At 59.2% G+C, this 25,047-nt stretch carries 20 protein-coding genes and 1 pseudogene; 1 reads left to right on the top strand and 20 read right to left on the bottom strand.

Going from position 1 to position 25,047, the window contains the following annotated elements; genetic code table 11:
• Positions 1 to 14: 14 nt before the first annotated feature.
• Together KGA83_RS05715 and KGA83_RS05710 are read right to left on the bottom strand one after the other, a co-directional pair.
• A complete protein-coding gene (locus tag KGA83_RS05715; RefSeq protein WP_223528993.1) occupies positions 15 to 992 on the bottom strand; it encodes a hypothetical protein in 978 nt (325 codons plus the stop codon).
• 51 nt (positions 993 to 1,043) lie between these two features.
• Entirely contained in the window at positions 1,044 to 2,243 is a 1,200-nt protein-coding gene (locus KGA83_RS05710) for a hypothetical protein (RefSeq protein WP_223528991.1), read from the bottom strand.
• A gap of 338 nt (positions 2,244 to 2,581) precedes the next feature.
• On the opposite strand from KGA83_RS05710, the pseudogene KGA83_RS05705 reads away from it, so the two are divergent.
• Positions 2,582 to 2,976 (top strand): annotated as a pseudogene (locus KGA83_RS05705) (group II intron maturase-specific domain-containing protein); the annotation flags it as partial.
• Positions 2,977 to 3,417: 441 nt separating this feature from the next.
• On the opposite strand, the gene nuoN reads toward KGA83_RS05705, so the two are convergent.
• The 18 genes from nuoN to purB form a co-directional block, all read right to left on the bottom strand.
• A complete protein-coding gene (nuoN, locus tag KGA83_RS05700) occupies positions 3,418 to 4,881 on the bottom strand; it encodes an NADH-quinone oxidoreductase subunit NuoN (RefSeq protein ID WP_108217843.1) in 1,464 nt (487 codons plus the stop codon).
• A 7-nt stretch (positions 4,882 to 4,888) separates the two neighbouring features.
• Positions 4,889 to 6,421, bottom strand: coding sequence for an NADH-quinone oxidoreductase subunit M (gene nuoM / locus KGA83_RS05695; protein ID WP_108217844.1), 1,533 nt, complete (start codon positions 6,419 to 6,421; stop codon positions 4,889 to 4,891).
• A 39-nt stretch (positions 6,422 to 6,460) separates the two neighbouring features.
• Positions 6,461 to 8,314: an NADH-quinone oxidoreductase subunit L gene (nuoL, locus tag KGA83_RS05690; RefSeq protein WP_108217845.1), complete on the bottom strand. Its 1,854-nt coding sequence runs from the start codon at positions 8,312 to 8,314 to the stop codon at positions 6,461 to 6,463.
• On the bottom strand, positions 8,311 to 8,619 hold the full coding sequence (gene nuoK, locus KGA83_RS05685; RefSeq protein ID WP_007946416.1) for an NADH-quinone oxidoreductase subunit NuoK: 309 nt from the start codon (positions 8,617 to 8,619) through the stop codon (positions 8,311 to 8,313). The genes nuoL and nuoK overlap by 4 nt, the downstream gene beginning before the upstream one ends.
• Positions 8,620 to 8,621: 2 nt before the next feature.
• On the bottom strand, positions 8,622 to 9,125 hold the full coding sequence (nuoJ, locus tag KGA83_RS05680) for an NADH-quinone oxidoreductase subunit J (protein WP_108217846.1): 504 nt from the start codon (positions 9,123 to 9,125) through the stop codon (positions 8,622 to 8,624).
• A gap of 9 nt (positions 9,126 to 9,134) precedes the next feature.
• Positions 9,135 to 9,680 (bottom strand): NADH-quinone oxidoreductase subunit NuoI, encoded by a 546-nt coding sequence (gene nuoI, locus KGA83_RS05675; RefSeq protein ID WP_015094374.1) that lies wholly within the window; start codon positions 9,678 to 9,680, stop codon positions 9,135 to 9,137.
• Between the two features lie 10 nt (positions 9,681 to 9,690).
• A complete protein-coding gene (nuoH, locus tag KGA83_RS05670; RefSeq protein ID WP_046037838.1) occupies positions 9,691 to 10,698 on the bottom strand; it encodes an NADH-quinone oxidoreductase subunit NuoH in 1,008 nt (335 codons plus the stop codon).
• Entirely contained in the window at positions 10,695 to 13,409 is a 2,715-nt protein-coding gene (gene nuoG / locus KGA83_RS05665) for an NADH-quinone oxidoreductase subunit NuoG (protein WP_108217847.1), read from the bottom strand. The genes nuoH and nuoG overlap by 4 nt, the downstream gene beginning before the upstream one ends.
• Before the next feature lie 137 nt (positions 13,410 to 13,546).
• Positions 13,547 to 14,902, bottom strand: coding sequence for an NADH-quinone oxidoreductase subunit NuoF (gene nuoF, locus KGA83_RS05660; RefSeq protein ID WP_108217848.1), 1,356 nt, complete (start codon positions 14,900 to 14,902; stop codon positions 13,547 to 13,549).
• A complete protein-coding gene (gene nuoE / locus KGA83_RS05655; protein ID WP_108217849.1) occupies positions 14,899 to 15,396 on the bottom strand; it encodes an NADH-quinone oxidoreductase subunit NuoE in 498 nt (165 codons plus the stop codon). Before nuoE ends, nuoF begins: the two co-directional genes overlap by 4 nt.
• 2 nt (positions 15,397 to 15,398) lie before the next feature.
• Positions 15,399 to 17,183 (bottom strand): NADH-quinone oxidoreductase subunit C/D, encoded by a 1,785-nt coding sequence (gene nuoC, locus KGA83_RS05650; RefSeq protein ID WP_108217850.1) that lies wholly within the window; start codon positions 17,181 to 17,183, stop codon positions 15,399 to 15,401.
• A gap of 74 nt (positions 17,184 to 17,257) precedes the next feature.
• Positions 17,258 to 17,932 (bottom strand): NuoB/complex I 20 kDa subunit family protein, encoded by a 675-nt coding sequence (locus tag KGA83_RS05645; RefSeq protein WP_046037844.1) that lies wholly within the window; start codon positions 17,930 to 17,932, stop codon positions 17,258 to 17,260.
• 10 nt (positions 17,933 to 17,942) lie between these two features.
• Positions 17,943 to 18,356 carry an NADH-quinone oxidoreductase subunit A gene (locus KGA83_RS05640; RefSeq protein WP_003223812.1) on the bottom strand — a complete coding sequence of 138 codons (414 nt, stop codon included), beginning with the start codon at positions 18,354 to 18,356 and terminating at the stop codon, positions 17,943 to 17,945.
• Between the two features lie 645 nt (positions 18,357 to 19,001).
• Positions 19,002 to 20,327 (bottom strand): isocitrate lyase, encoded by a 1,326-nt coding sequence (gene aceA / locus KGA83_RS05635; protein WP_007970439.1) that lies wholly within the window; start codon positions 20,325 to 20,327, stop codon positions 19,002 to 19,004.
• Between the two features lie 473 nt (positions 20,328 to 20,800).
• Positions 20,801 to 21,562: a secretin N-terminal domain-containing protein gene (locus KGA83_RS05630; protein WP_223528987.1), complete on the bottom strand. Its 762-nt coding sequence runs from the start codon at positions 21,560 to 21,562 to the stop codon at positions 20,801 to 20,803.
• Between the two features lie 355 nt (positions 21,563 to 21,917).
• On the bottom strand, positions 21,918 to 22,343 hold the full coding sequence (locus KGA83_RS05625; RefSeq protein ID WP_108217852.1) for a GNAT family N-acetyltransferase: 426 nt from the start codon (positions 22,341 to 22,343) through the stop codon (positions 21,918 to 21,920).
• Positions 22,336 to 23,505, bottom strand: a complete 1,170-nt coding sequence (locus tag KGA83_RS05620; RefSeq protein ID WP_108217853.1) for a cupin domain-containing protein — start codon at positions 23,503 to 23,505, stop codon at positions 22,336 to 22,338. Before KGA83_RS05620 ends, KGA83_RS05625 begins: the two co-directional genes overlap by 8 nt.
• An 86-nt stretch (positions 23,506 to 23,591) precedes the next feature.
• Positions 23,592 to 24,962: an adenylosuccinate lyase gene (purB, locus tag KGA83_RS05615; protein ID WP_223528984.1), complete on the bottom strand. Its 1,371-nt coding sequence runs from the start codon at positions 24,960 to 24,962 to the stop codon at positions 23,592 to 23,594.
• Positions 24,963 to 25,047: the final 85 nt, after the last annotated feature.

Genomic DNA, 25,047 nt, shown 5'->3' with positions numbered 1-25,047 from the left:
ATGGGTTATCTAAGTTAGAACAGCACCAACTCCAAGCGGCCGGCAGGCGTCAGATCTTTAAATGCGATGTTCAACACATGCTCATTGCCGTACATGTCGATGGCATGCATCCGACAGGGGCCTCCCTGGTTGATCGCACTTTGACTGTGGTAGGGGATATTGTTCCCCCCTTGCAGCACCACGATCACATGACCCGCTCTAGGACGGGCAACCTTGGCGGTGGGGGAGAACTCCTGGCCAAGTACAATCGCCGTGTTGTAATTGAAATCCGACTCTCCCGGTGCGGCGTAACCCACATGGGAAGCTCGCGTGACTCTGTCGTCGCGATCAACCCATTGAATCATTCCCGCCGGGTCCATACTCGAAACCGAGAGCAGTTCGACCACGGGCATCTGCACATTCTTTCCAGCCAGTTGATATTCCCAGGTAAACAAATCACCGTTTGGGTTGCCCGCGACCAAGTCCCGATTAAAACTATAGTTTTCGGGGATATTAAACCTGGGGATCTCAGCAGTCCTGATATCGACATAACTTTTAAAGGTAGGGTCGATTGCAGTATTGTAAGTGACAGGTCCGTCTGTTGTTTGTCGGGTAATTTGGGCATATAGCCGGACCGAAGTGCCCGCCGGAGCACGACTCATGACATAGAAGTCTTTTTGAAAGAAATCGATCTCACCCGACCTTTCCTGATCGGGCGGTGGATGAGAAGCGGTCGCTGGATAAGGGTGGTATAGATTCTTTCTCTCGTTATAGAACCACTCGCCGCCGTCATCACTGCCCGGTAACAATGGGAAAAGATCATTCTTGCGTGTCGTAATACGCAGACTCTCCAGCTCTTCTTCAGAAATGGTCTGCCCTGTCCTGGAGTCAACACTCAATGTCACCAGTAGTTGTTGGCGGGCATTGGGGTACAGTTGCGATGACGAAGAGGCCAAACCTATTTCGAATCTGCTTAGCCAAGAGTTGGAAGAGTTGATTGTTTGTTTAGACATTTAACTTGACCTTCGTAAGAAATTGCTCTGACTGAAACAGATAACGGCTCACTACCCAATAAAATATTGAGACTCAATCGCAGGATTCTCTTCGATTCGAAGTCCGTACTTCGTGCTGTCGTTTGCCGGGTCAAGCAGTCTTACACTTGTTTTAATTTTTTGGGAGTTGCCATATACGTCATAAGTGGTGATTAAAGAAGTTGAGCTGTCTGTGTACGTATTCGCTGTAGGTACCACTCCCGAAACCACGAGAACCAATCGGTCGGAGCTAGGCTTGATATATCCATTTTCTCTCAGCCACTGTATCGCTTGATCGTTCCAGTTGCCTGGATACCCGAAACTTAGGCCATTCGGATATTCCGGTGATCGAATCCCCACCAAAAGGGAATAATAAGCTTTCCCTGACCCGTGGCGAATATCGTATACACTCCAGCGATTCCACTCAGAAGCGAACTCTACATGCTTTATCGCAATAGACCTTGTCGTGCCTGGTAACTTAAATCCAATGTAATGGTTATAGGTGTACCAGAATTCGTTGTGGTAACGCACTTCTTCAATATCTTCTACTAGCCCGCCATTTCCATAAGTGTAATAAGGTTGCGCCACCGACCTCAGATAGACGGAGCTATAAAAACGCCCATTCTGCCCAGCACCACCATAAGGGATATCTTCATTGTTACTTGTGTAGTAAGCACTACTGCCAGGCAAGCGGACACGCACAGAGAAACGATCTTGAATCCCCCCTGGATTTCCATCATTGGTCAGGTATCGTTTAAATGTTTTTCGTTGGATCAGTGATGCCTCCGAAGATTGAATAGTGTGCAGCTCCGGTTTCGCCATAGGCAAAAATTCATTCGGAAAAACCTCCCTCGGAGAACAACGCAACGCTTGCGATTCTGCTGAATCAGTCTCACCAAAAGCAAAACTTTCATCAAAAGGTAAATAGCCCTTTTCATGAGGGCCGGTTGCTGCAGGCCAGCGCCCTTGAAGAGTGGAGAAAGGAACGATCTCAACCAGAGTTCCATCGGGAACGACGGTAACCTGTCCGTGCTCATCTCGGGCTTCAAGGGTGATCAGAAATTCTGATACCTGCCGTCGGTTGTTATAAAGCCGGGCAACGGCATTCTCCTTGCCTTGAAATTGTTGCTGTTCGAACAACAAGTAGCTAATGGTCTTGGCGGCCCCTGCTGTCGTAGGGTATGCACCACCAGGAATATCGGCTTGCATTACATTCGAGTTTGTACCATTCATGATTAAAATGTCCTGTCCGAATTAATTTAAAGTTTACGAGGGTCAGGGATCTCGTAGTCTGCTGCCCGACCCTTTATAACGACCCTAGTTAAAACTGCTACTACAACGTTCTAGGCCAATTGAATAGAAGAGGAAATACAACGTCTACCTGTCAATGTTGACAGTATCGAGGAGCGGTATAAGCGAGCAAACTTTCGGCAGATACCCGGGCAGAGCACTACCATAACGGCCCGGCTCATTGCTCACCTTGCTTGGCAGTACGATGCTTTTTCACAGGGGACCGGGATTGCGACAACTCTGAGGAAGTCCGCGTTCTGTGGTTTTAGCTGCTCGTAGAGGAGCGACGGGGTCATCGTTTTTCTGTTATGCCAACGATGCGAACATCTATGTGTGCAGCCCTCGTGCTGGCGAACGAGTGATAAGGAGTGTTGAGCGTTTCCTGAATCAGCGTCGGAAACTGACGCTGAACCGGGATAAGAGCTGAGTTGCCGGGTCTTGGGTATGTGATTACTTGGGTTACGGGATGAGCTGGCATCAGCAACCGAGACTGAGAGTGGCGACGATGGGCCTGGGTCGCTTGCGCGACCGACTCAGAGACCTGTTACGTAAAGCGCGGGGCCACAAGATGGCGAATATCATCGAGCGGATAAACCCCGTGCTGCGCGGTTGGGCGAGCTACTTCAAGCTGGGCCAAAGCAAACGGCCACTTGAGGAGCTGGACGGCTGGGTGAAATGAAGGCCTGCCTGACGGCAGGCCATTACCGGCTCGCACACAAAAAATCTGACACTCTCTTCTTTATCGGCGCTTAGGTGAAAGGAGGAGGGGCGAAATCTCCCACGGATCTGTACTGCGCTAACAGTCAGAATCGAGCCTTGTCCCTTCTCCTCCCCTCAAGTCCTAGCATACAAGCGAGCCTGCTCGCGAGGAGGTCATCCCGGGCAACAGACGTTTGAAATTCAACAACTCTCATCAGGACAACATTGTTGGCCAGAGAATCAAAAGAACGCAGCCTGCGGCAGCTGGTACCTGAGAGGTGTACACCGCAATTGATTGGGTGAACGCTACTTGTGTAGGAGCTGCCGCAGGCTGCGATCTTTTGATCTTGAAACTCCAAATGCAAAAACGGCACCCGAAGGTGCCGTTTCCATTTTCTACCGAGTGTCGCTCAAACGATCAACCTGCCAACCCCGACTGTTGAACCAGGTTCAACAGCGGTTGTGGGTACAGGCCGAGGAAGAAGGCCAATACCGCGATGGCCAGCAGCATCACGCCACCCGCACGTTGTTCCCAGTGCAGCTGGGCGTCGACGCGACGCAGGTTCGGTTCGATCAGGTACAGGGTGACCATCACACGCAGGTAGTAGAACACGCCAATGGCGCTACCCAGTACCAGGGAGCCGACCAGCCACCACTGATGGGACTCGACACCGGTGGCGATGATGTAGAACTTGCCGATGAAGCCCGCGGTCAGCGGGATACCGGCCAGGGACAGCATCATCACGGTCAGCACAGCGGTCAGGTACGGACGGCGCCAGAACAGGCCGCGGTATTCGTACAGGGCGTCTGCGTCACGACCTTTGTACGGCGAGGACATCAGGGTGATCACACCGAAAGCACCGAGGCTGGTGATCACGTAGGTGACCAGGTACACGCCGATGGCTTCCACCGCCAGACCCTTGCTCGCCACCAGGGCGATCAGCAGGTAGCCGAAGTGGGCGATGGACGAGTAACCCAGCAGACGCTTGAGGTTGCTCTGGGTCAAGGCCAGCAGGTTACCGAACAGGATCGACGCGATGGCGATGATGGTCAGCACGTTGCTCAGCACGCCGCTGCTCGCCGCTGGCGAGATCTGGAACAGACGCACCATCACCGCAAACACAGCCACTTTCGAAGCGGTGGCGAGGAACGCGGCTACCGGTGCCGGAGCACCTTCGTACACGTCTGGAGTCCAGAGGTGGAAGGGTACCAGCGACAGCTTGAACGCCAGGCCGATCAGCATCATGCCCAGGCCCAGTTGTGCCAGCGAGCTTGGCAGACCGGTGGCCGCCAGCGCCTGGCCGATACCGACAAAGCTCAGGGAGCCAGCGTCAGCGTAGAGCAAGGCCATACCGAACAACAGGAACGCGGAACCGGCTGCCGACAGCACCATGTACTTGATACCGGCTTCCAGCGAGCGCTTGTTGAAGAAGGCATAGGCCACCAGACCGTAGACCGGTACCGACAGCAGTTCCAGACCGACGAACAAGCCGGCCAGGTGCTGCGCGCTGACCAGCACCAGGCCACCGGCGGCGGCCATCAGGATCAGCAGGTACAGTTCTTCACGGTTGCCCGGATAACCCGTACCGCCATCGCCGAGGTAGGCGTGGGCGAGGGTCACACAAGCGAGGGTGGCGACCAGGATCAGCGCCATGTACAGGCAAGCGAAGCTGTCGATCTGCAGCAGTGGGGTCACGGCCAATGGCGCGACTTTCAAGGCAGGCAGGATCGAAAGCAGTGCCAGGTTCAGACCCGCCACGGACAGCAGGAAGGTCTGGGAGTGGTTGCGGCGCCAGGCGATCGCCAGCATCACCACGATGATCGTGGCGCTGGTGATCAACAACGGCGCAAGCGCGATAAAGTGTTGAGTCGTGAATTCCATAGCGCTCTTACCGGGCCGAAGCGAGTTGAGTGAAGGCGGTGCCGAGCCACTGCTGCACGCCATGCATCGTAGCGGCAGAGGTATCGAGGAACGGTTGTGGGTACACGCCGATGTAAATCAGCAGTGCGGCCAGACCGACCACCATGATCATTTCGCGACCGTCCATGCCATGCAACACCGCGTCCGATTTCGACGGGCCGAAGTAGGCACGGTGGATCATGATCAGCGAGTAGACCGAACCGAACACCAGGCCGGACGTCGCGATGATGGTGACCCATGGAGCGATCGGGAAGGTGCCGATCAGGATCAGGAACTCACCGACGAAGTTACCGGTCGCCGGCAAGCCCAGGGACGCGGCGGCGAAGAACAGGCTGAGGGCCGGCAGGTAGGCGATCTTCGACCACAGGCCGCCCATTTCACGCATGTCGCGGGTGTGGGTGCGCTCGTACAACTGGCCACTCAGGATAAAGAGTGCCGCCGCCGACAGGCCGTGGGCCAGCATCTGCATCACTGCACCCTGCAGCGCCAGTTGGCTGCCGGAGTAGATGCCGATCAGTACGAAGCCCATGTGGGAGACGGACGAGAAGGCAATCAGACGCTTGATGTCGGTTTGCGCGAACGCCAGGAACGCACCGTAGAAGATCCCGATCAGACCCAGGGTCATCGCAAACGGCGCGAACTCGGCCGAGGCATTCGGGAACAACGGCAGGGCGAAACGCAGCAGGCCGTAGGCCGCCGTTTTCAGCAAGATACCGGCGAGGTCGACGGAACCTGCGGTCGGTGCCTGGGCGTGAGCGTCAGGCAACCAGGAGTGGAACGGCACCACGGGCAGCTTGACCGCGAAGGCGATGAAGAAACCGAGCATCAGGATGTACTCGGTGGTCGTCGACATCCTGGTTTTCAACAGATCGGCGTAGTTGAAAGTAATCACGCCGGTGTCGTTGAAGTTGACCAGTACCAGACCCAGGATCGCCACCAGCATGATCAGGCCGGAAGCCTGAGTGAAGATGAAGAACTTGGTCGCCGCGTAGATCCGGGTTTTCTTGCCGTCCGAAGAACTGTGACCCCAGAGCGCGATGAGGAAGTACATCGGCACCAGCATCATTTCCCAGAAGAAGAAGAACATGAACAGGTCGAGGGCGAGGAACACGCCGACGACACCGCCCAGGATCCACATCAGGTTCAGGTGGAAGAAGCCCACGTGACGCTGGATCTCTTTCCACGAGCAGAGTACCGAGAGGACACCCAGCAGGCCGGTCAGCAGGATCATCAACAGCGACAGGCCGTCGAGGGCCAGGTGCACGTTGATGCCGAAGCGCTGGATCCAGACGTGTTTGTACTCAAGCGCCCAGGTCGGATCGGCGCCAGGCTTTGGTGCAAATGAATAGTCACCGTTGGCCCACAGCCAGAGGCCGAGGGAGAGCAGCAGGGACATGGTGATCAGCGCAATCCAGCGCGGGAGGGTGGCGCCGAAGCGCTCACCCATCCAGCACAGCAGGCCGCCGATGAAGGGGATCAGGATTAGCCAAGGCAGAATCATGACGGGTTCGTTTCCTTTCGCAAATTCGCAAGGTTCATATCAGACCGCTACCAGCACGACGGCGCCGATGACCAGCACGGCACCAGCAGCCATCGAGGCGGCATACCAACGCAGTTGACCGGTCTCGGTACGGCTCAGGGCGGTGTGACCGCCTTTGGCCATGCGCGGGATCAGACCGATGGTCTGGTCGAGCGGGTCTTTGCGCAGGATGTGGCTGATCGCCAGGTACGGCTTGACGAACAGTTTGTCGTAGATCCAGTCGAAGCCCCAGGCAGCGAACCACCAGGCCGAGAGGACACGGCCGATGCCGCTGTTGGCGACGGCGGTGACGAAGCGACGCTTGCCGAGGAACAGCAGCGCGGCCAGCAGGATACCGGACAGGGCGATGGCGCCCGAAGCGATTTCCAGGCTGTGCTTGGCTTCACCGCCGGCATGGCCGGCGCTTTCCGGCAGCACACCATGCAGCGGTGGAACGATCATCGCGCCGATGGCGGTGGACAATACGATCAGTACCGACAGTGGCAGCCAGTGGGCAATGCCGTGACCGGCGTGGGCTTCGGTCTTCACTTCACCGTGGAACGCGATGAAGATCAGGCGGAAGGTGTAGAGCGAAGTCATGAACGCGCCGACCAGACCTGCATAGAGCAGACCGTGGTTGCCGCTGGCGAACGCTTCCCAGAGGATTTCGTCCTTGGAGTAGAAGCCTGCGGTCACCAGAGGCAGGGCCGCCAGGGCCGCGCCGCCGACGATGAAGCTGGCGTAGGCCAGTGGCAGTTTCTTCCACAGACCGCCCATCTTGAAGATGTTCTGCTCGTGGTGGCAGGCAACGATCACCGAACCGGACGCAAGGAACAGCAGGGCCTTGAAGAAGGCGTGGGTCATCAGGTGGAAGATCGCGCCATCCCAGGCACCGACGCCCAGGGCCAGGAACATGTAGCCGATCTGGCTCATGGTCGAGTAGGCGAGGATACGCTTGATGTCGGTCTGAACCAGGGCTGCGAAACCTGCGAGAACCAGGGTCACACCACCGACGATTCCTACCAGATGCAGGATTTCCGGCGCCAGGGTGAACAGGCCGTGGGTACGGGCGATCAGGTAGACGCCAGCGGTCACCATGGTTGCGGCGTGGATCAGTGCCGAAACTGGAGTCGGGCCGGCCATCGCATCCGCCAGCCAGGTTTGCAGTGGCAGTTGCGCGGATTTACCGACAGCGCCGCCCAGCAGCATCAGGGTGGCCATGACCATCCAGAAATCGCCGGACTGGAATTTCTGCGGCGCCAGCACCAGCAGTTCCTGGATGTTCAGGGTGCCCAGTTGGGCAAACAGAATGAACAGGCCGATGGCCATGAACACGTCGCCGATACGGGTCACGATGAAGGCCTTGAGTGCGGCGTTACCGTTGTTGCGGTTGCTGTAGTAGAAACCGATCAACAGGTACGAGCACAGGCCCACGCCTTCCCAACCGAAGTACACGAACAGCAGGTTATCGGCCAGGACCAGGAACAGCATGCTGGCGATAAACAGGTTGGTGTAGGCGAAGAAACGCGAGTAGCCGTCTTCACCGCGCATGTACCAGGAGGCGAACAGGTGGATCAGGAAGCCGACGCCGACGACCACACCGAGCATGGTTACGGACAGGCCATCCAGGTGCAGGGCGAAGTTCGGCGTGAAGCCTTCCACCGCCATCCATTGCCACAGCACCTGGGTGTAGTGGCCGCCTTCCGGCGGGGCGACGTTGAATTGCCAGATCACGTAGGACGCGACGATCGCAGACAGGCCAATGGAGCCGACGCCGATCAGCGCCGAGAGGTTTTCCGAGAGGCGTCCCCGGGAGAACGCCAGCAGCACAAAACCGATCAGAGGGAACAGGAAAGTCAGATAGAGAAGGTTCATCCGCGCATCTCACTGGCAGCGTCGATATCGAGCGTGTGGAAGCGGCGATACAGTTGCAGCAGGATCGCCAGGCCAATACTGGCCTCGGCGGCTGCCAGGCTGATCACCAGGATGAACATGATCTGTCCATCCGGCTGCGCCCAGCGGCTACCGGCAACGATGAACGCCAAAGCGGAGGCATTCATCATGACCTCCAGGCTCATCAGCACGAAGAGGATGTTGCGGCGGACCATCAGGCCGACCAGACCGAGGCAGAACAGGATGCCGGCGACCGCCAGACCATGCTCCATAGGGATAGCAGGCATCGTCATTGCTCCTTGGCTTCGTTACGGCCCAGATGGAACGCCGTGACGGCTGCGGCGAGCAGCAGCATCGAGGCGAGTTCGACCACCAGCAGGTAAGGACCGAACAGGCTGATGCCCACGGCCTTGGCGTCTACGGTGGCGTGGCCGACGGCCTGGCCGCTTTGCTGGGAGAACAGCACATACAGCAGTTCCACCAGCAGCAGCGCGGCGAGGGCGACCGGGCCGCCCCAGATACCGGGCTTGAGCCAGGCGCGTTCTTGCTGAGCCGAGGCTGGCCCCAGGTTCAGCATCATCACCACGAACACGAACAGCACCATGATGGCGCCAGCGTAGGCGATCACTTCCAGGACACCGGCGAACGGTGCGCCGAGGGCGAAGAACGTCATCGCCACGGCGATCAGCGAAATGATCAGGTAGAGCAGGGCGTGCACAGGGTTGGTGTTGGTGATCACGCGAAGCGTGGACACCACAGCGATACCCGATGCGAAATAGAAAGCGAATTCCATCTTTCTTCCTTAAGGCAGCAAGCTCTTCACGTTGATCGGCTGGGCTTCATTCTGCGCGGAGCCTTTCGGCTTACCGGCAATCGCCATACCTGCAACACGATAGAAGTTGTAATCAGGGTTTTTGCCGGGGCCGGAGATCAAAAGATCTTCTTTCTCGTACACCAGGTCCTGACGTTTGAACTCGGCCATTTCGAAATCCGGCGTCAGCTGGATCGCGGTGGTCGGGCAGGCTTCCTCGCAGAGGCCGCAAAAGATGCAGCGCGAGAAGTTGATGCGGAAGAAGTCCGGGTACCAGCGACCGTCTTCGGTTTCAGCTTTCTGCAGCGAGATGCAACCGACCGGGCACGCCACGGCGCACAGGTTGCACGCTACGCAACGCTCTTCACCGTCGGGGTCGCGGGTCAGCACGATACGCCCACGGTAGCGCGGCGGCAGGTAGACCGGTTCTTCCGGGTACTGCAGCGTGTCGCGCTTGCGGAAGGCGTGGCCGAAAATCATCACCAGGCTGCGAAGCTGGGTGTAGAAGCCATGCACGATGTCAAAAATGTACTTCATGATTCTATCCTCACTGAGCCGCGACGGCGGGCGTGTTGAGCAACACGATCGCAGCGGTCACCAGCATGTTGACGAGGGTCAGCGGCAGGCAGAACTTCCAGCTGAAATCCATCACTTGGTCATACCGTGGGCGCGGAATCGAGGCGCGCAGCAGGATGAAGAACATGATGAAGAACGCGGTTTTCAACGCGAACCAGATGAACGGGATCTGCGGCAGAATGCCGAACGGACCGTGCCAGCCACCGAAGAACAAGGTCACCAGCAGCGCCGAAATCAACACGATGCCGATGTACTCGCCGACGAAGAACATGCCCCATTTCATGCCGGCGTATTCAATGTGGTAACCGTCGGCCAGTTCCTGTTCCGCTTCCGGCTGGTCGAACGGGTGACGGTGAGTCACGGCGACGCCAGCGATGAAGAAGGTCAGGAAACCGAAGATCTGCGGAATGACGAACCACAGATTCTGCGCCTGGTATTCGACGATGTCGCGCATGTTGAACGAGCCAACCTGGATCACGATGCCCATCAGCGACAGGCCCATGAACACTTCGTACGACACGGTTTGTGCCGAGGCCCGCAAGCTGCCCAGCAGGGCGAACTTGTTGTTGCTCGACCAGCCGGCGAACAGCACCGCGTAGACCGACAGGCCAGCCATGGCGAAGAAGAACAGGATGCCGATGTTGATGTCCGCGACACCCCAGGTCGGGGTGATCGGGATGATCGCGAAGGCAATCAGCAAGGCGCTCATGGCCACGACCGGCGCCAAAGTGAAGATCACTTTGTCGGCGAACGGCGGGGTCCAGTCTTCCTTGAAGAACATCTTGATCATGTCGGCGGCGATCTGGAACGCGCCGAACGGGCCGACGCGGTTCGGACCGTAACGGTCCTGCCAGAGGGCGAGCAGGCGACGCTCGACCCAGCTCAGCAGGGCGCCGCAAACCACCACGGCGAGCAGAATCACCACGGCCTTGAGGACCGCGATGATGATGTCGATCACTTCAGGAGTGAACAAGGTCATTGCGCTGCCTCCTGCAGACCGTCGACGGATTGGCCAAAGATGGCTGGCGGAATGCCGGCAATGCCCGCAGGCAATGCCACCAGACCGGCGCCCAGCTCTTCATTGATACGCAGTGGCAGACGCAGGGTCTGGCCGGCCACGTTCAGGCTCAGCATGGCGCCGTCATTGACACCCAGACGGTCGGCTTCGGACTTGGCCAGAGCAACATAAGCAGCCGGGATGCGTTCCTGCACTGGAGCGGCTTTCGAAGAGTTCTCTTCGCTGCCGAACAGGTGGAAGAACGGCACGACCTGCCAGGTGCCCTGGGCCGGGTTGAACGCGCGCGGAACGCTGGCGAACCAGTTCAGCGAGTCACCGCTGGTTTCGATCAGACGGGTGCCTGGGTCACCAGCGCGGATGTGACCACCGACTTCGTCCTGGAACTTGTTCCAGGCTTGCGGCGAGTTCCAGCCCGGAGACCAGGCGAACGGCACTTGCTGACGCGGTTCGGCCGAGCCCGAGTAACCTTCCATGGAGAAGGCGAACGCGGTGTCCTTGTCCTGCGGGGTGCGCGGTTCGTGCACGTTGATGTCGGCGCGCATGGCGGTACGACCGGAGTAACGCAGCGGTTCGCGGGCCAGTTTCATGCCCTTGATGCGGAACGCGGCGGACGGTGCGGCATCAACGATGCGGTTCAGGATCGAGGTGCTGGAAGCGACGGCGGCGGTGGCGTGGTCCAGTTGGGTCCAGTCGATCGGCTGGTTCAGCAGGGTCGCGCGCAGGGCATGCAGCCAGCGCCAGCCTTCATGAACCAGGATGCTCGCATCCATGTACTTCGGATCGAACACCTGGAAGAAGCGCTGGGCGCGGCCTTCCTGGCTGACCAGGGTACCGTCGCCTTCAGCGAAGCTGGCGGCTGGCAGAACCAGGTGCGCGCGATCGCTGGTGGCTGTCTTCTGATGGTCGGCGACGATCAGCACTTTGGCGGCGCTCAGGGCGGCATCGACCTTGGCCTTGTCGGTACGGGTGTACAGATCGTTTTCCAGCACGACGATGGCGTCGGCACGGCCAGAGATCACCGCTTGCAGCGCGGCATCAACCGATTCGCCACCGAGCATGGCCAGGCCGAGGCTGTTGGCCTCTGGCACGATCAGGCTGATGGAACCGTTCTTCTCGCGCAGCTTCAACGCTTTCGCAATGTTGGCAGCAGCTTCAATCAGCGCTTTGGAGCCCAGGGAAGTACCGGCGATGATCAGCGGGCGCTTGGCTGCGAGCAGAGCGTCGGCGATGCGCTTGGCCAGTTCAAGGGCTTCAGCGTCCAGGCCTTCAACGGCCGGTGCGCTGGCGTCGAGGGCGTGAGCCACGGCGAAACCGATGCGGGCCAGGTCGTCGGGAGCTGCGTGAACGCATTCTTCGGCGATGTCGTCGAGCTTGGTTTCAGCCAGGCTTGCGATGAACAGCGGGTTCAGCGCGTGCTGGCCGATGTTCTTCACGGCGGCGTCGAGCCAAGGCTGGACGCGCATGGCGTCGGCCATGTCTTCGGCCTTGCCCTTGACCGATTGACGCAGGGACAGGGCCATGCGCGCAGCAGTCTGGGTCAGGTCTTCACCGAGAACGAACACGGCGTCGTGGTCTTCGATGTCGCGCATGTTCGGCACCGGCAGCGGGCTGTCTTTCAGCACTTGCAGGACCAGGCGGATGCGCTCCAGCTCGGCAGCTTCGATACCCGAGTAGAAGTGCTCGGCGCCCACCAGTTCGCGCAACGCGTAGTTGCTTTCGAGGCTGGCGCGTGGCGAACCGATACCGACGATGTTGCGACCGCGCAGCAGGTCAGCGGCTTTGTCCAGCGCTTCGTCGAGGCTCAGCTTGGCGCCGTTGGCCAGCAGCGGCTGACGCGGGCGGTCTTCGCGGTTGACGTAGCCATAGCCGAAACGGCCACGGTCGCACAGGAAGTACTGGTTCACCGAACCGTTGTAGCGGTTTTCGATGCGACGCAGTTCGCCGTAACGCTCGCCCGGGGAGATGTTGCAACCACTGGAGCAGCCATGGCAGATGCTCGGCGAGAACTGCATGTCCCACTTGCGGTTGTAGCGCTCGGAGTGAGTCTTGTCGGTGAACACACCGGTCGGGCAGACCTCGGTGAGGTTGCCGGAGAACTCGCTTTCCAGGGTGCCGTCTTCAACGCGACCGAAGTACACATTGTCGTGGGCGCCGAATACACCGAGGTCGGTGCCGCCGGCGTAGTCTTTATAGAAGCGCACGCAGCGGTAGCAAGCGATGCAGCGGTTCATCTCGTGAGAAATGAACGGGCCCAGTTGCTGGTTCTGGTGGGTACGCTTGGTGAAGCGGTAACGGCGCTCGTTGTGGCCGGTCATTACCGTCATGTCTTGCAGGTGGCAGTGACCGCCTTCTTCACAGACCGGGCAGTCGTGAGGGTGGTTGGTCATCAGCCATTCGACAACACTGGCGCGGAAGGCCTTGGATTCTTCATCTTCGATGGAGATCCAGGTGCCGTCGGTGGCAGGGGTCATGCACGACATCACGATACGACCACGGGTGTCGTTCTCGTCGGTGTACTGCTTGACCGCGCACTGGCGGCAAGCGCCAACGCTGCCAAGGGCAGGGTGCCAGCAGAAATAAGGGATATCGAGGCCTAGCGACAGACATGCCTGTAACAGGTTGTCTGCCCCATCGACTTCGAGCTCTTTGCCGTCTACGTGGATAGTGGCCATGGTTCAAAGTTCTTCGTTGGCCCGGTGTCAGCGGGCGTGGCTAATGGAATCTTGTTATCCGCGTGAATCAACACAGCCGTTAAAGGCGTCATCACACGAAAAGCGAAGGGCACGGACCCTTCGCCTTTTTTAAGCGTTTACGCGCCGACCAGGATCGGCCTTGCCAGAGGCGGGACGGCGGCGCTGACAGGCGCGATACCGGCTTCGAACTCTGGACGGAAGTATTTGATTGCGCTGCCCAATGGCTCCACGGCACCCGGTGCGTGTGCACAGAAGGTCTTGCCAGGGCCGAGGAAACCGACCAGACCCAGCAGGGTCTCGATGTCGCCGGCTTGCCCTTCACCGTTCTCGATCGCGCGCAGCAGCTTGACGCTCCATGGCAGACCGTCACGGCACGGAGTGCAGAAGCCACAGGACTCGCGGGAGAAGAACTCTTCCATGTTGCGCAGCAAAGACACCATGTTGACGCTGTCGTCCACCGCCATGGCCAGGCCGGTACCCATACGGGTGCCGACTTTGGCGATGCCGCCGGCGTACATTTGTGCGTCCAGGTGTTCCGGCAACAGGAAGCCGGTACCGGCGCCGCCAGGCTGCCAGCACTTGAGCTTGTAACCGTCGCGCATGCCGCCGGCGTAGTCTTCGAACAGCTCGCGACCGGTGACGCCGAACGGCAGTTCCCACAGGCCCGGATTCTTGACCTTGCCGGAGAAGCCCATGAGCTTGGTGCCCATGTCTTCGCTGCCTTCGCGAGCCAACGACTTGTACCAGTCCACGCCGTCGGCAATGATCGCCGGCACGTTGCACAGGGTTTCGACGTTGTTCACGCAAGTCGGCTTGCCCCACACGCCAACGGCGGCCGGGAACGGCGGCTTGGAGCGCGGGTTGGCGCGGCGGCCTTCGAGGGAGTTGATCAGTGCGGTTTCTTCACCGCAGATGTAACGCCCGGCGCCGGTGTGGACGAACAGCTCGAAATCAAAACCCGAACCCAGGATGTTCTTGCCCAGCAGGCCAGCAGCCTTGGCTTCTTCCACGGCACGATTGAGGTGCCTGGCGGCGGTGGTGTACTCGCCACGCAGGAAGATGTAGCCGCGGTAGGTTTTCAGGGCGCGGGCACTGATCAGCATGCCTTCGATCAGCAGATGGGGCAATTGCTCCATCAGCATGCGGTCTTTCCAGGTGTTCGGCTCCATTTCATCCGCGTTGCACAGCAGGTAGCGGATGTTGATGGATTCGTCCTTGGGCATCAGGCCCCACTTAACGCCAGTGGGGAAGCCTGCACCGCCGCGACCCTTGAGGCCGGAGTCTTTCACGGTCTGGACGATGTCGTCCTGGGCCATGTCGGCGAAGGCCTTGCGCGCAGCGGCGTAACCGTTCTTGGCCTGGTACTCGTCGAGCCAGACGGCTTCGCCGTCGTCACGCAGACGCCAGGTAAGCGGGTGAGTCTCGGCCGAACGCTTGATGCGGTTGGCAGGACCGAAAGAAGTCAGGGTCATACGTAGCCCTCGAGCAATTTGGCAACGCCGGCTGGCTGCACATCACCGAAGGTGTCGTCGTCGATCATCAACGCCGGCGCCTTGTCGCAGTTGCCGAGGCAGCAGACCGGCAGCAGGGTGAAACGACCATCGGTGGTGGTCTGGCCCAGGCTGATGCCCAGCTTGCTCTGGATTTCGCTGACCACGGACTCGTGGCCGCCGATGTAGCAGACCATGCTGTCGCAGACGCGAATGATGTGACGGCCCACTGGCTGACGGAAGATCTGGCTATAGAAAGTGGCCACGCCTTCAACGTCGCTGGCCGGGATGCCGAGGATCTCGCCGATGGCGTACAAGGCGCCGTCCGGCACCCAGCCACGTTCCTTCTGGACGATCTTCAGGGCTTCGATCGACGCCGCGCGCGGGTCTTCGTAGTGATGCAGCTCGTGCTCGATGGCCGAGCGCTCGGTTTCACTCAAGGTGAAACGGTCTGTCTGGATAAGCGTGCTATTCATGCTTAGCGGTCCACGTCGGCCATAACGAAATCGATACTACCCAGGTACGCAATCAAGTCCGCGACCATGCTGCCTTTGATCACCGAAGGGATCTGCTGCAGGTGCGGGAAGCTTGGGGTACGAATCCGGGTGCGGTAGCTCATGGTGCCGCCATCGCTCGTCAGGTAATAACTGTTGATGCCCTTGGTCGCTTCGATCATCTGGAAGGATTCGTTGGCCGGCATGACCGGGCCCCACGAAACTTGCAGGAAGTGCGTGATCAAGGTTTCGATGTGCTGCAGGGTGCGCTCTTTCGGCGGCGGCGTGGTCAGCGGGTGATCCGCTTTGTACGGGCCTTCCGGCATGTTGCGCAGGCACTGGTCGATGATCCTGATGCTCTGGCGCATCTCCTCGACACGCACGATGCAGCGGTCGTAGGCATCGCCATTGGCGGCCAGCGGCACTTCGAACTCGAAGTTCTCGTAGCCCGAGTACGGACGCGCTTTACGCAGGTCGAAATCGCAACCGGTCGAACGCAGGCCGGCACCGGTGACACCCCATTCCAGGGCCTCTTTGGTGTTGTAGTCGGCGACGCCGATGGTCCGGCCACGCAGGATGCTGTTGTCCAGTGCGGCTTTCTGGTATTCGTCCAGACGCTTGGGCATCCACTCGACGAAATCCTTGACCAGTTTTTCCCAGCCGCGCGGCAGGTCGTGGGCGACGCCACCGATGCGGTACCAGGCCGGGTGCAGGCGGAAACCGGTAATGGCTTCGATCACCGTGTACGCGCGTTGACGGTCGGTGAAAGTGAAGAACACCGGGGTCATGGCGCCGACGTCCTGGATGTAGGTACCCAGGAACAGCAGGTGGCTGGTGATCCGGAAGAACTCGGCCATCATGATGCGGATGACGTCGACCTTCTCCGGCACCTTGATGCCGGCCAGCTTCTCGACAGAGAGCACGTACGGCAGGTTGTTCATCACGCCGCCGAGGTAGTCGATACGGTCGGTGTACGGGATGAAGCTGTGCCAGGACTGACGCTCGGCCATTTTCTCGGCACCACGGTGGTGGTAGCCGACGTCCGGTACGCAGTCGACGATCTCTTCGCCGTCCAGCTGCAGGATGATGCGGAACGCACCGTGCGCGGAAGGGTGGTTCGGGCCGAGGTTGAGGAACATGTAGTCCTCGTTCGGGCCGGAACGCTTCATGCCCCAGTCTTCCGGCTTGAAGCGCGCGGACTCTTCCTCGAGCTGCTGCTTGGCCAGGTTCAGGGTGAACGGGTCGAACTCGGTGGCGCGGGCCGGGAAGTCCTTGCGCAGCGGGTGACCTTCCCAGGTCGGTGGCATCATGATGCGCGACAGGTGAGGGTGGCCGGTGAAGTGGATGCCGTACATGTCCCAGACTTCACGTTCGTACCAGTTGGCGTTTGGCCAGATGCTGGTGATGGAAGGCAGGTTGAGGTCGCTCTCGGACAAGGCGACCTTGATCATCACGTCACTATTACGTTCGATCGACATCAAGTGATAGAACACGGAGAAGTCGACGCCGTTCGGCAGCCCTTGACGCTTGGTACGCAGACGCTCGTCCACGCCGTGCAGGTCATAGAGCATGACGTACGGCTTGGGCAGGTTACGCAGGAAGGTCAGGACTTCGACGAGTTTGGCGCGGGCAACCCAAAGCACCGGCATGCCGGTGCGGGTAGCCTGGGCGGTGAACGCCTCCGGGCCAAAACGGTTGTTCAGTTCGACGACCACATCCTGGTCGTCTGCCTTGTAAGGCGGGATGTACAGAGCACTGCCTGTAGTCATGGTTATTTTATCGCTTTCGGTCAACGTAAAGAATGAAGCCAGGTTCTCGTTCCATGGAAAGAGGCAGATCTGGATCAGACTTCGTCGGGGCTGCGCAGGTTGGTGACTGCGATTCGCTGTTCGCGGCGCTTTTCCTTCTCGGAAGGCATCTCGGCGCGGTATACGCCTTGATCGCCGACGACCCAGGAAAGCGGGCGACGCTCCTGTCCAATCGACTCTTGCAAAAGCATCAAGCCTTGCAGGAAAGCTTCAGGACGGGGCGGGCAGCCAGGCACGTAGACGTCCACGGGCAGGAACTTGTCCACCCCTTGAACGACGGAGTAGATGTCGTACATGCCACCGGAGTTGGCGCACGAACCCATGGAGATGACCCATTTAGGCTCGAGCATTTGCTCGTAGAGACGCTGAATGATCGGCGCCATCTTGATGAAGCAAGTACCGGCGATAACCATGAAATCCGCCTGACGCGGCGATGCCCGGATAACCTCGGCGCCAAAGCGCGCGATGTCGTGGGGCGCCGTGAAGGCGGTGGTCATTTCCACGTAGCAGCACGAAAGACCGAAGTTATACGGCCACAGGGAGTTCTTGCGCCCCCAGTTGATCGTGCCGTTAAGCACGTCTTCGAGCTTGCCCATGAAGATGTTTTTGTGGACTTGATCTTCTAACGGATCGGAAACGGTTTCCCGCTGGCCAATCGGATACTGCTCGTTAGGAGCATCGGGGTCGATCCTGGTGAGATTGTATTGCATTGCCAAAGCCTCATTGTTTCAGCTTCGCTTGCCGCTTGCGCCGAGCTTCCGGAGCCCAGTCAAGGGCGCCCACTCGGAATAGGTAGACAAGGCCTGCCAACAGAATTGCTATGAAAACGAGAGCTTCGACGAATCCGGTCCAGCCGCTTTCGCGGACGGACACAGACCAGGCAAAGAGAAAGAGGGCTTCGATATCGAAGATCACGAAGAGCATCGCGACCAGATAGAATTTGGCTGAGAGCCGCAAGCGGGCGCCACCTGTAGGTAGCATGCCGGACTCGAACGGTTCGTTTTTGCTGCGGCCCCAGGCTTTTGACCCAAGGAGGCTGGAGACGCCCAGCATGAAGGCACAGAGGCCGACGACGCCTAGAAGGAAAATGGCAAAGCCCCAGTTATGGGCCATGAGTCCTGTCGCTTCGGGCATGCTGGTAATCCTTAACAGAGAGCAAAGGTCTCTGAGCTTGAAAAGAAACAAAAGCAGTGACGATATGTCGCAGCAATCAATCCAGCTGATTTTATGGCTAAACACCCGGCAAGTAAAATTCCTGTAGCGAAATTTATTATAGGAATAAGGACATGGCGGGCCCTCAAGGCCCTGTAGCCCTTGACCTGTGGGCATTAGCCGGCATTTCGCCAATTATGTTTTGTAAGGAATGTAACGAACATAGTTGCAGCTAAATGATAATCAATACTGTTTGGCTTGGTTTTTAAACTGTTTGTTCGATGGCGAGTTGGGAAGTTGTCTTATATGGGCGTTACTGCATGTAGCGGCAGGGTGCGTTTTAGCGGATTTTCGGACGGTGGATGACGCGCTGGATCAATGATTTTCCGGATCACCACCATCCCCTGTAGGAGCGAGCCTGCTCGCGATGGTCGCGAACGATAACGCGAAAATCCTGATTCCCATCGGCGCTCTTGAGTTTTTCGCGAGCAAGCTCGCTCCTACAGAAGGGCGGGCATTGAATCGCAGGCAAAAAAAACGCCCCGAACCAGTCGGGGCGTCAGATGTGCAGCGCTGCGGTTAGCTTTCTATCAGGCCCGCAACGGCTGTTGACTCAAGCGAAGCAGATCAGTGGAACTGTTCTTCTTCAGTCGAACCGGTCAGTGCGGTTACCGAAGACGAGCCACCCTGGATCACGGTGGTCATGTCGTCGAAGTAGCCGGTGCCCACTTCCTGCTGGTGCGCCACGAAGGTGTAACCCTTGGCGGCGTCAGCGAATTCCTGCTCTTGCAGCTTCACGTAGGCAGTCATGTCGTTGCGGGCGTAGTCGTGCGCCAGGTTGAACATGCTGTGCCACATGTTGTGAATGCCGGCCAGGGTGATGAACTGGTGCTTGTAGCCCATGGCGGACAGTTCGCGCTGGAACTTGGCGATGGTCGCGTCGTCCAGGTTTTTCTTCCAGTTGAAGGAAGGCGAGCAGTTGTACGACAGCAGTTGGTCCGGGTATTCCTTCTTGATCGCTTCAGCGAAGCGACGAGCCTCGTCCAGGTCTGGCTTGGCGGTTTCGCACCAGATCAGGTCGGCGTACGGAGCGTAGGCCAGGCCACGGGCGATCGCTTGATCCAGGCCAGCGCGAACCTTGTAGAAACCTTCCTGAGTGCGCTCGCCAGTCACGAATGGCTGGTCGTACGGGTCGCAGTCCGAAGTCAGCAGGTCAGCGGCGTTAGCGTCGGTACGGGCCAGGATGATGGTCGGAGTACCGGCAACGTCAGCAGCCAGGCGAGCAGCGGTCAGCTTCTGTACGGCTTCCTGGGTAGGAACCAGTACCTTGCCGCCCATGTGGCCGCATTTTTTCACGGAAGCCAACTGGTCTTCGAAGTGAACGCCGGCGGCGCCTGCTTCGATCATGCTCTTCATCAGCTCGTAAGCGTTCAGTACGCCGCCGAAACCGGCTTCGGCGTCAGCCACGATTGGCGCGAAGTAGTCGATGTAGCCAGCGTCGCCCGGGTTCTTGCCGGCTTTCCACTGGATCTGGTCGGCACGACGGAACGAGTTGTTGATGCGCTTGACCACGGTTGGAACCGAGTCCACCGGGTACAGCGACTGGTCCGGGTACATCGATTCGGCGGAGTTGTTGTCCGCAGCCACTTGCCAGCCAGACAGGTAGATCGCCTGGATGCCGGCCTTGACTTGTTGAACAGCCTGGCCGCCGGTCAGGGCGCCCATGCAGTTGACGAAATCTTTCTCGGGACGGAAGGCTGGCTTGGCACCCTGGGTCACCAGGTTCCACAGCTTCTCGGCGCCCATTTTTGCAAAGGTGTGCTCAGGTTGAACCGAGCCACGCAGGCGGACGACGTCAGCAGCGGAGTAAGTGCGTGTCACGCCTTTCCAGCGCGGGTTTTCAGCCCAGTCTTTTTCGAGGGCTGCAATTTGCTGTTCGCGTGTCAGTGCCATGGGAGATAAACCTCGTCGCGTCTTTATGAAAAGTTGTTCTGCGGTGGAAAATTCCTGCGCTCGCTGACCAGAAGCTTAAGCGGTCAAGTCGGATTCGGCGGGGAGGGCGACGGGGTGAACGATCGGCTCGAGGGGAAGTGAGCAGGTAAAGGCGAACTGCGGGCGCATTCGGGCGTCGTGGGCCTTGGTGCGAACATCAGTGTGGTGCCGGGTTACCTATTACGCTTCCGTCCCTCGGGACAACTTCGTTCCAGTCGACAACCTCGTCAAACACACCTTGTGGGCGGTACAGACACGAAGCGGTTCGCGGGGTAGGTGCGAACATCGCTTCGAAGGCCCTTGCCAGGGCCTCTGATTAGCGGGAGCGAGGCCATCATGCCTTCGCTTTTTTGGCTCGTCAAACGTTTTGTAGTGCTTTTTTTCAGGCACTACATCTTTAGTCTAATACGACTCGTCAGTCAGTTTTTGGTGCTTTAGTCCAGGGTGTCGACTTTCACCCGCAAGGTCATGTCGTTGCGGCTCTGGGTCGAGTAACTGCGGGCCTGGCCCTGTTTGTCGGCCTGGGTCTGGCCGTTGATCCCGGCCAGCAGGATCCACTCACCGAGGTGGCCGGTGACGGTTGTGTCGGTGCTTTGTACGTTCACTACATCGGGACGTTCCTGGCTCATGCGGTCACGGTTGGTGCTGATCGACAGGTGAACGATGTCGCCGGTGACGTTTGCGGTGACGTAGAAACCCTGAGTGACGTTGCGGTATTCGGTCTGGCTGCGCAGATCGCCGTAGGAATCGGTCTGCGAGCTGGTCAGCGGCACGCTCTGGCCGACCTGGATCAGTGCCGGTGCGCCTTCGCTGGCCTGCACTTGCTGAATGCCGCCGTCGCGACTGTCGGTGCTGTAGTTGAGGATGCGTGTCTGGTTTGGCTTAGCGCCGTTCGCCGAATAACCCTGGTCACCCTGGAAGTTGTTGTCGCTAGTATCGACGGTGATCAGCAGGCGCTTGGGAGCTGTGTCGAGTTGCGAAAGAAGGGCTTTAAGTTCGTCGATCTTGCGCTGATCGGCGTTGACGATCAGCTGATTGCCGTAGGCGCTGACCTGGCCGTCCTTGCCGACGAAATCCTGCGCCACGGGTAGCATATCTGCGCTGGTGCGGTAGTTCAGTGGCACGATTTCAGTGGCTGCCAAGACCGAAAAACTGCAGGTCACCAGCAGCGTGGTGAGCAGGGTGCGTAGGGACATGTCCGTTATCTCCGGCATTGTGATTTGTGTAGGAGCGAGCTTGCTCGCGATGGTCGTCAACGATAATGCGTGACGTCTGACGCCCCGCGGCGCTCTCAAGTCCATCGCGAGCAAGCTCGCTCCTACAAGTGTTGATATTGTCAGTTTGTCGGCCCGGGATGGGGCAAGTTGAATGGTAGACAGCAAAACGCCCCGGCATCCGGAGATGGCGGGGCGTTTTGTGGTGTAGTCGAGTGCATTTGTGGCGAGGGAGCTTGTCGGATCGCCGCACCGTCCCGCTGGGTCGCGAAGCGGCCCTAAATTATTGGGGCTGCTGCGCAGCCCAGCGGGAGCAAGCTCCCTCGCCACGAAGGTATCAGGCCGAATGCCGCACCATGTCCACATGCGGAATCCCGGCTTCCAGGAACTCCTCACTGACCATGTGAAAGCCCAGGCGCTCATAGAACGCCGTGGCTTGCACTTGAGCGCTGAGCATCTGCTGCTTCAAACCGCGCTCTTCGGCTTCACCAATCACCGCTTGCATCAGCGCGTCGCCGACTTTCAGGCCGCGCCAGTCCTTGAGTACCGACACCCGGCCGACGTGCCCATCGGGCAGCAAGCGGGCGGTGCCAATCGGAAAGTCGCCTTCGAACGCGAGGAAATGCACTGCATCGATGTCATCGGCATCCCATTCCAATTCTGGCGGAACGGATTGCTCTGCGACGAACACCGCTTCACGAATGCGCCGGATCTCGGCGTTGTCCTTTTGCCAGTCTGCGACACGTACGTGAATTTTATTCATCGGCAAACCCCAGGCTTCCTTGCTTGAGCAGTTCGCACAGCAGGCCGCGGCCGTCTTCGTCGCTCAGCCATTCGCCAAGGTTATCGGCGTGCAGCGAGTCGGCGGCGCAGATCATCTTCAGCAGTTCGCGCAGCTTGCCTGGCAGGTAACGGCTCTGACCACTGGCGAACAGCAGCAGGTCGTCATCGACTTCAGACCACGCCAGGCGTGCGCTCGGGTTGCGAATCAGGATCGCGCCTTGCTCCAGGGCAGACATGAAGTCGTCTTCTTCGACGTCTTCCGGGCCCACCACCAGTTCCGGGTAGCGTGGCTCGGTCATGAACTGGCCGAACCAGGTCAGCAGCAGGCGCTCGTCGCTCATGTGCTCGGCCAGCAGGCCTTTCAGGCGGTCGAGTGCGTCGCGCTGGATCTGGTGAGGGTCGGCAGTCGGCACGGCGTCGGCGTCGGTGTAGCGTTCCTCGTCCGACAGGAACTGGCTGAGGAAGTCGGTGAAGTGGGTCAGCACTTCAGCGGCGCTTGGTGCGCGGAAACCGACGGAGTAGGTCATGCACTCATCAACGGCGACGCCGCAATGGGCCAGGCGCGGTGGCAGGTAGAGCATGTCGCCCGGTTCCAGCACCCATTCATCGGTGGCTTCGAATTCGGAGAGGATGCGCAGGTCGGCGTGGGCCAGCATCGGGCTCTCGGTGTTGCACATCTGGCCGATCTTCCAGTTGCGCTTGCCGTGGCCTTGCAGCAGGAACACGTCGTAGTTGTCGAAGTGCGGCCCAACGCTGCCGCCCGGCGCGGCGTAGCTGATCATCACGTCGTCGATGCGCCAGCTCGGCAGAAAGCGGAAGTTTTCCAGCAGTTCGCTGACTTCCGGGACGAACTGATCCACGGCTTGCACCAGCAGGGTCCAGTCACGTTCAGGCAGCTTGCTGAATTCATCTTCGGCGAACGGGCCGCGACGCAGTTCCCACGGACGCTCGCCATTCTCGATGATCAGTCGCGATTCGACTTCTTCTTCCAGCGCCAGGCCGGCCAGTTCGTCGGCGTCGATCGGGCTTTCGAAATCAGGAATTGCCTGACGGATCAACAGCGGCTTTTTCTGCCAGTAGTCGCGCAGGAATTCCCGTGCCGTGATGCCGCCCAGAAGTTGAAGAGGAATATCAGGATTCATGTGTAACCTATTGAAAAAATGCACTTTTCAGACGGGAATAAAAACGCCCGGCGCGGCCGGGCGTCTTAAAAGGGTCTAGCGGTCGATCAGATGCGTCTGGCTTGTTCTGCAGCGTTGCCGATGTAGTTGGCCGGGGTGAGCAATTTCAGCTCGGCCTTGGCGGCGGCTGGCATGTCCAGGCCGTCGATGAAAGTCTGCAGCGCTTCTGGGCTGATGCCCTTGCCGCGGGTCAGTTCTTTCAGCTTTTCGTACGGGTTTTCGATGTTGTAGCGACGCATCACGGTCTGGATCGGCTCGGCCAATACTTCCCAGCAGGCGTTCAGGTCAGCGGCAATCTTCTGCTCGTTGAGCTCCAGTTTGCTGATGCCTTTCAGGCTGGCTTCGTACGCGATCACGCTGTGGGCGAAGCCGACACCGAGGTTGCGCAGTACGGTGGAGTCGGTCAGGTCGCGCTGCCAGCGAGAGATCGGCAGCTTGCTCGCCAGGTGCTGGAACAGTGCGTTGGCGATACCCAGGTTGCCTTCGGAGTTTTCGAAGTCGATCGGGTTGACCTTGTGCGGCATGGTCGACGAACCGATTTCGCCAGCAATGGTGCGCTGTTTGAAATAACCCAGGGAGATATAGCCCCAGATGTCGCGGTCGAAGTCGATCAGGATGGTGTTGAAGCGCGCGATCGCGTCGAACAGCTCGGCAATGTAGTCGTGCGGTTCGATCTGCGTGGTGTAGGGGTTGAAGCCCAGGCCCAGCTCGTCTTCGATGAAGGCGCGGGCGTTGGCTTCCCAGTCGATCTCCGGGTAGGCCGACAGGTGGGCGTTGTAGTTGCCGACAGCGCCGTTGATCTTGCCCAGCAGCGGAACGGCAGCGACTTGAGCGATCTGGCGCTCAAGGCGGTAAACCACGTTCGCCAGTTCTTTGCCCAGGGTGGTCGGCGAGGCCGGTTGACCGTGGGTGCGCGACAGCATCGGTACGTCGGCGAAGCGGATCGCCAGTTCGCGGATGGCGTTGGCGGTCTGGCGCATCAGCGGCAGCATCACGTCATCACGGCCTTCGCGCAGCATCAGGGCGTGGGACAGGTTGTTGATGTCTTCGCTGGTGCAGGCAAAGTGGATGAACTCGCTGACCTTGGCCAGTTCCGGCAGCTTGGCCGCTTGCTCTTTGAGCAGGTATTCAATGGCCTTGACGTCGTGGTTGGTGGTGCGCTCGATCTCTTTGACGCGCTCGGCGTGCTCCAGAGAGAAATTTTCCGCCAGGGTGTTGAGTACAGCGTTGGCTTCGGCGGAGAACGCCGGCACTTCGCTGATGGCAGGGTGAGCGGCCAGGCGCTGGAGCCAGCGCACTTCAACCAGAACGCGGGCACGGATCAGGCCGTACTCGCTGAAAATCGGGCGCAGGGCCTGGGTTTTGCCGGCGTAGCGGCCGTCAACAGGGGAAACCGCAGTGAGCGAAGAGAGCTGCATGGGGTGTTCTCGGACAGTCGGGCAACGAAATGGGGCGCGTATCATACATGAAAAAATCCGCCGGTCCGTCGCCAACTGACCGGCG

This window comes from Pseudomonas sp. GL-R-19, from assembly GCF_019956375.1.
Taxonomy (GTDB): Bacteria; Pseudomonadota; Gammaproteobacteria; order Pseudomonadales; family Pseudomonadaceae; genus Aquipseudomonas.
The sequence above is the reverse complement of the archived record's forward strand: the minus strand, read 5'-3'. Positions and strand labels throughout refer to the sequence as shown.

Bases quoted from the DNA above. Each gene is read 5' to 3' on its own strand.
- KGA83_RS05625 (WP_108217852.1), bottom strand. From the start codon at position 22,343: ATGAATAAAATTCACGTACGTGTCGCAGACTGGCAAAAGGACAACGCC.
- KGA83_RS05640 (WP_003223812.1), bottom strand. From the start codon at position 18,356: ATGCCCGAAGCGACAGGACTCATGGCCCATAACTGGGGCTTTGCCATT.
- nuoK (WP_007946416.1), bottom strand. From the start codon at position 8,619: ATGCCTGCTATCCCTATGGAGCATGGTCTGGCGGTCGCCGGCATCCTG.
- nuoH (WP_046037838.1), bottom strand. From the start codon at position 10,698: ATGACCTTGTTCACTCCTGAAGTGATCGACATCATCATCGCGGTCCTC.
- KGA83_RS05645 (WP_046037844.1), bottom strand. From the start codon at position 17,932: ATGCAATACAATCTCACCAGGATCGACCCCGATGCTCCTAACGAGCAG.
- KGA83_RS05620 (WP_108217853.1), bottom strand. From the start codon at position 23,505: ATGAATCCTGATATTCCTCTTCAACTTCTGGGCGGCATCACGGCACGG.
- nuoE (WP_108217849.1), bottom strand. From the start codon at position 15,396: ATGAATAGCACGCTTATCCAGACAGACCGTTTCACCTTGAGTGAAACC.
- nuoL (WP_108217845.1), bottom strand. From the start codon at position 8,314: ATGAACCTTCTCTATCTGACTTTCCTGTTCCCTCTGATCGGTTTTGTG.
- nuoN (WP_108217843.1), bottom strand. From the start codon at position 4,881: ATGGAATTCACGACTCAACACTTTATCGCGCTTGCGCCGTTGTTGATC.
- KGA83_RS05710 (WP_223528991.1), bottom strand. From the start codon at position 2,243: ATGAATGGTACAAACTCGAATGTAATGCAAGCCGATATTCCTGGTGGT.
- nuoG (WP_108217847.1), bottom strand. From the start codon at position 13,409: ATGGCCACTATCCACGTAGACGGCAAAGAGCTCGAAGTCGATGGGGCA.
- nuoF (WP_108217848.1), bottom strand. From the start codon at position 14,902: ATGACCCTGACTTCTTTCGGTCCTGCCAACCGCATCAAGCGTTCGGCC.
- purB (WP_223528984.1), bottom strand. From the start codon at position 24,962: ATGCAGCTCTCTTCGCTCACTGCGGTTTCCCCTGTTGACGGCCGCTAC.
- nuoJ (WP_108217846.1), bottom strand. From the start codon at position 9,125: ATGGAATTCGCTTTCTATTTCGCATCGGGTATCGCTGTGGTGTCCACG.
- nuoI (WP_015094374.1), bottom strand. From the start codon at position 9,680: ATGAAGTACATTTTTGACATCGTGCATGGCTTCTACACCCAGCTTCGC.
- KGA83_RS05715 (WP_223528993.1), bottom strand. From the start codon at position 992: ATGTCTAAACAAACAATCAACTCTTCCAACTCTTGGCTAAGCAGATTC.
- nuoM (WP_108217844.1), bottom strand. From the start codon at position 6,421: ATGATTCTGCCTTGGCTAATCCTGATCCCCTTCATCGGCGGCCTGCTG.
- nuoC (WP_108217850.1), bottom strand. From the start codon at position 17,183: ATGACTACAGGCAGTGCTCTGTACATCCCGCCTTACAAGGCAGACGAC.
- KGA83_RS05630 (WP_223528987.1), bottom strand. From the start codon at position 21,562: ATGTCCCTACGCACCCTGCTCACCACGCTGCTGGTGACCTGCAGTTTT.
- aceA (WP_007970439.1), bottom strand. From the start codon at position 20,327: ATGGCACTGACACGCGAACAGCAAATTGCAGCCCTCGAAAAAGACTGG.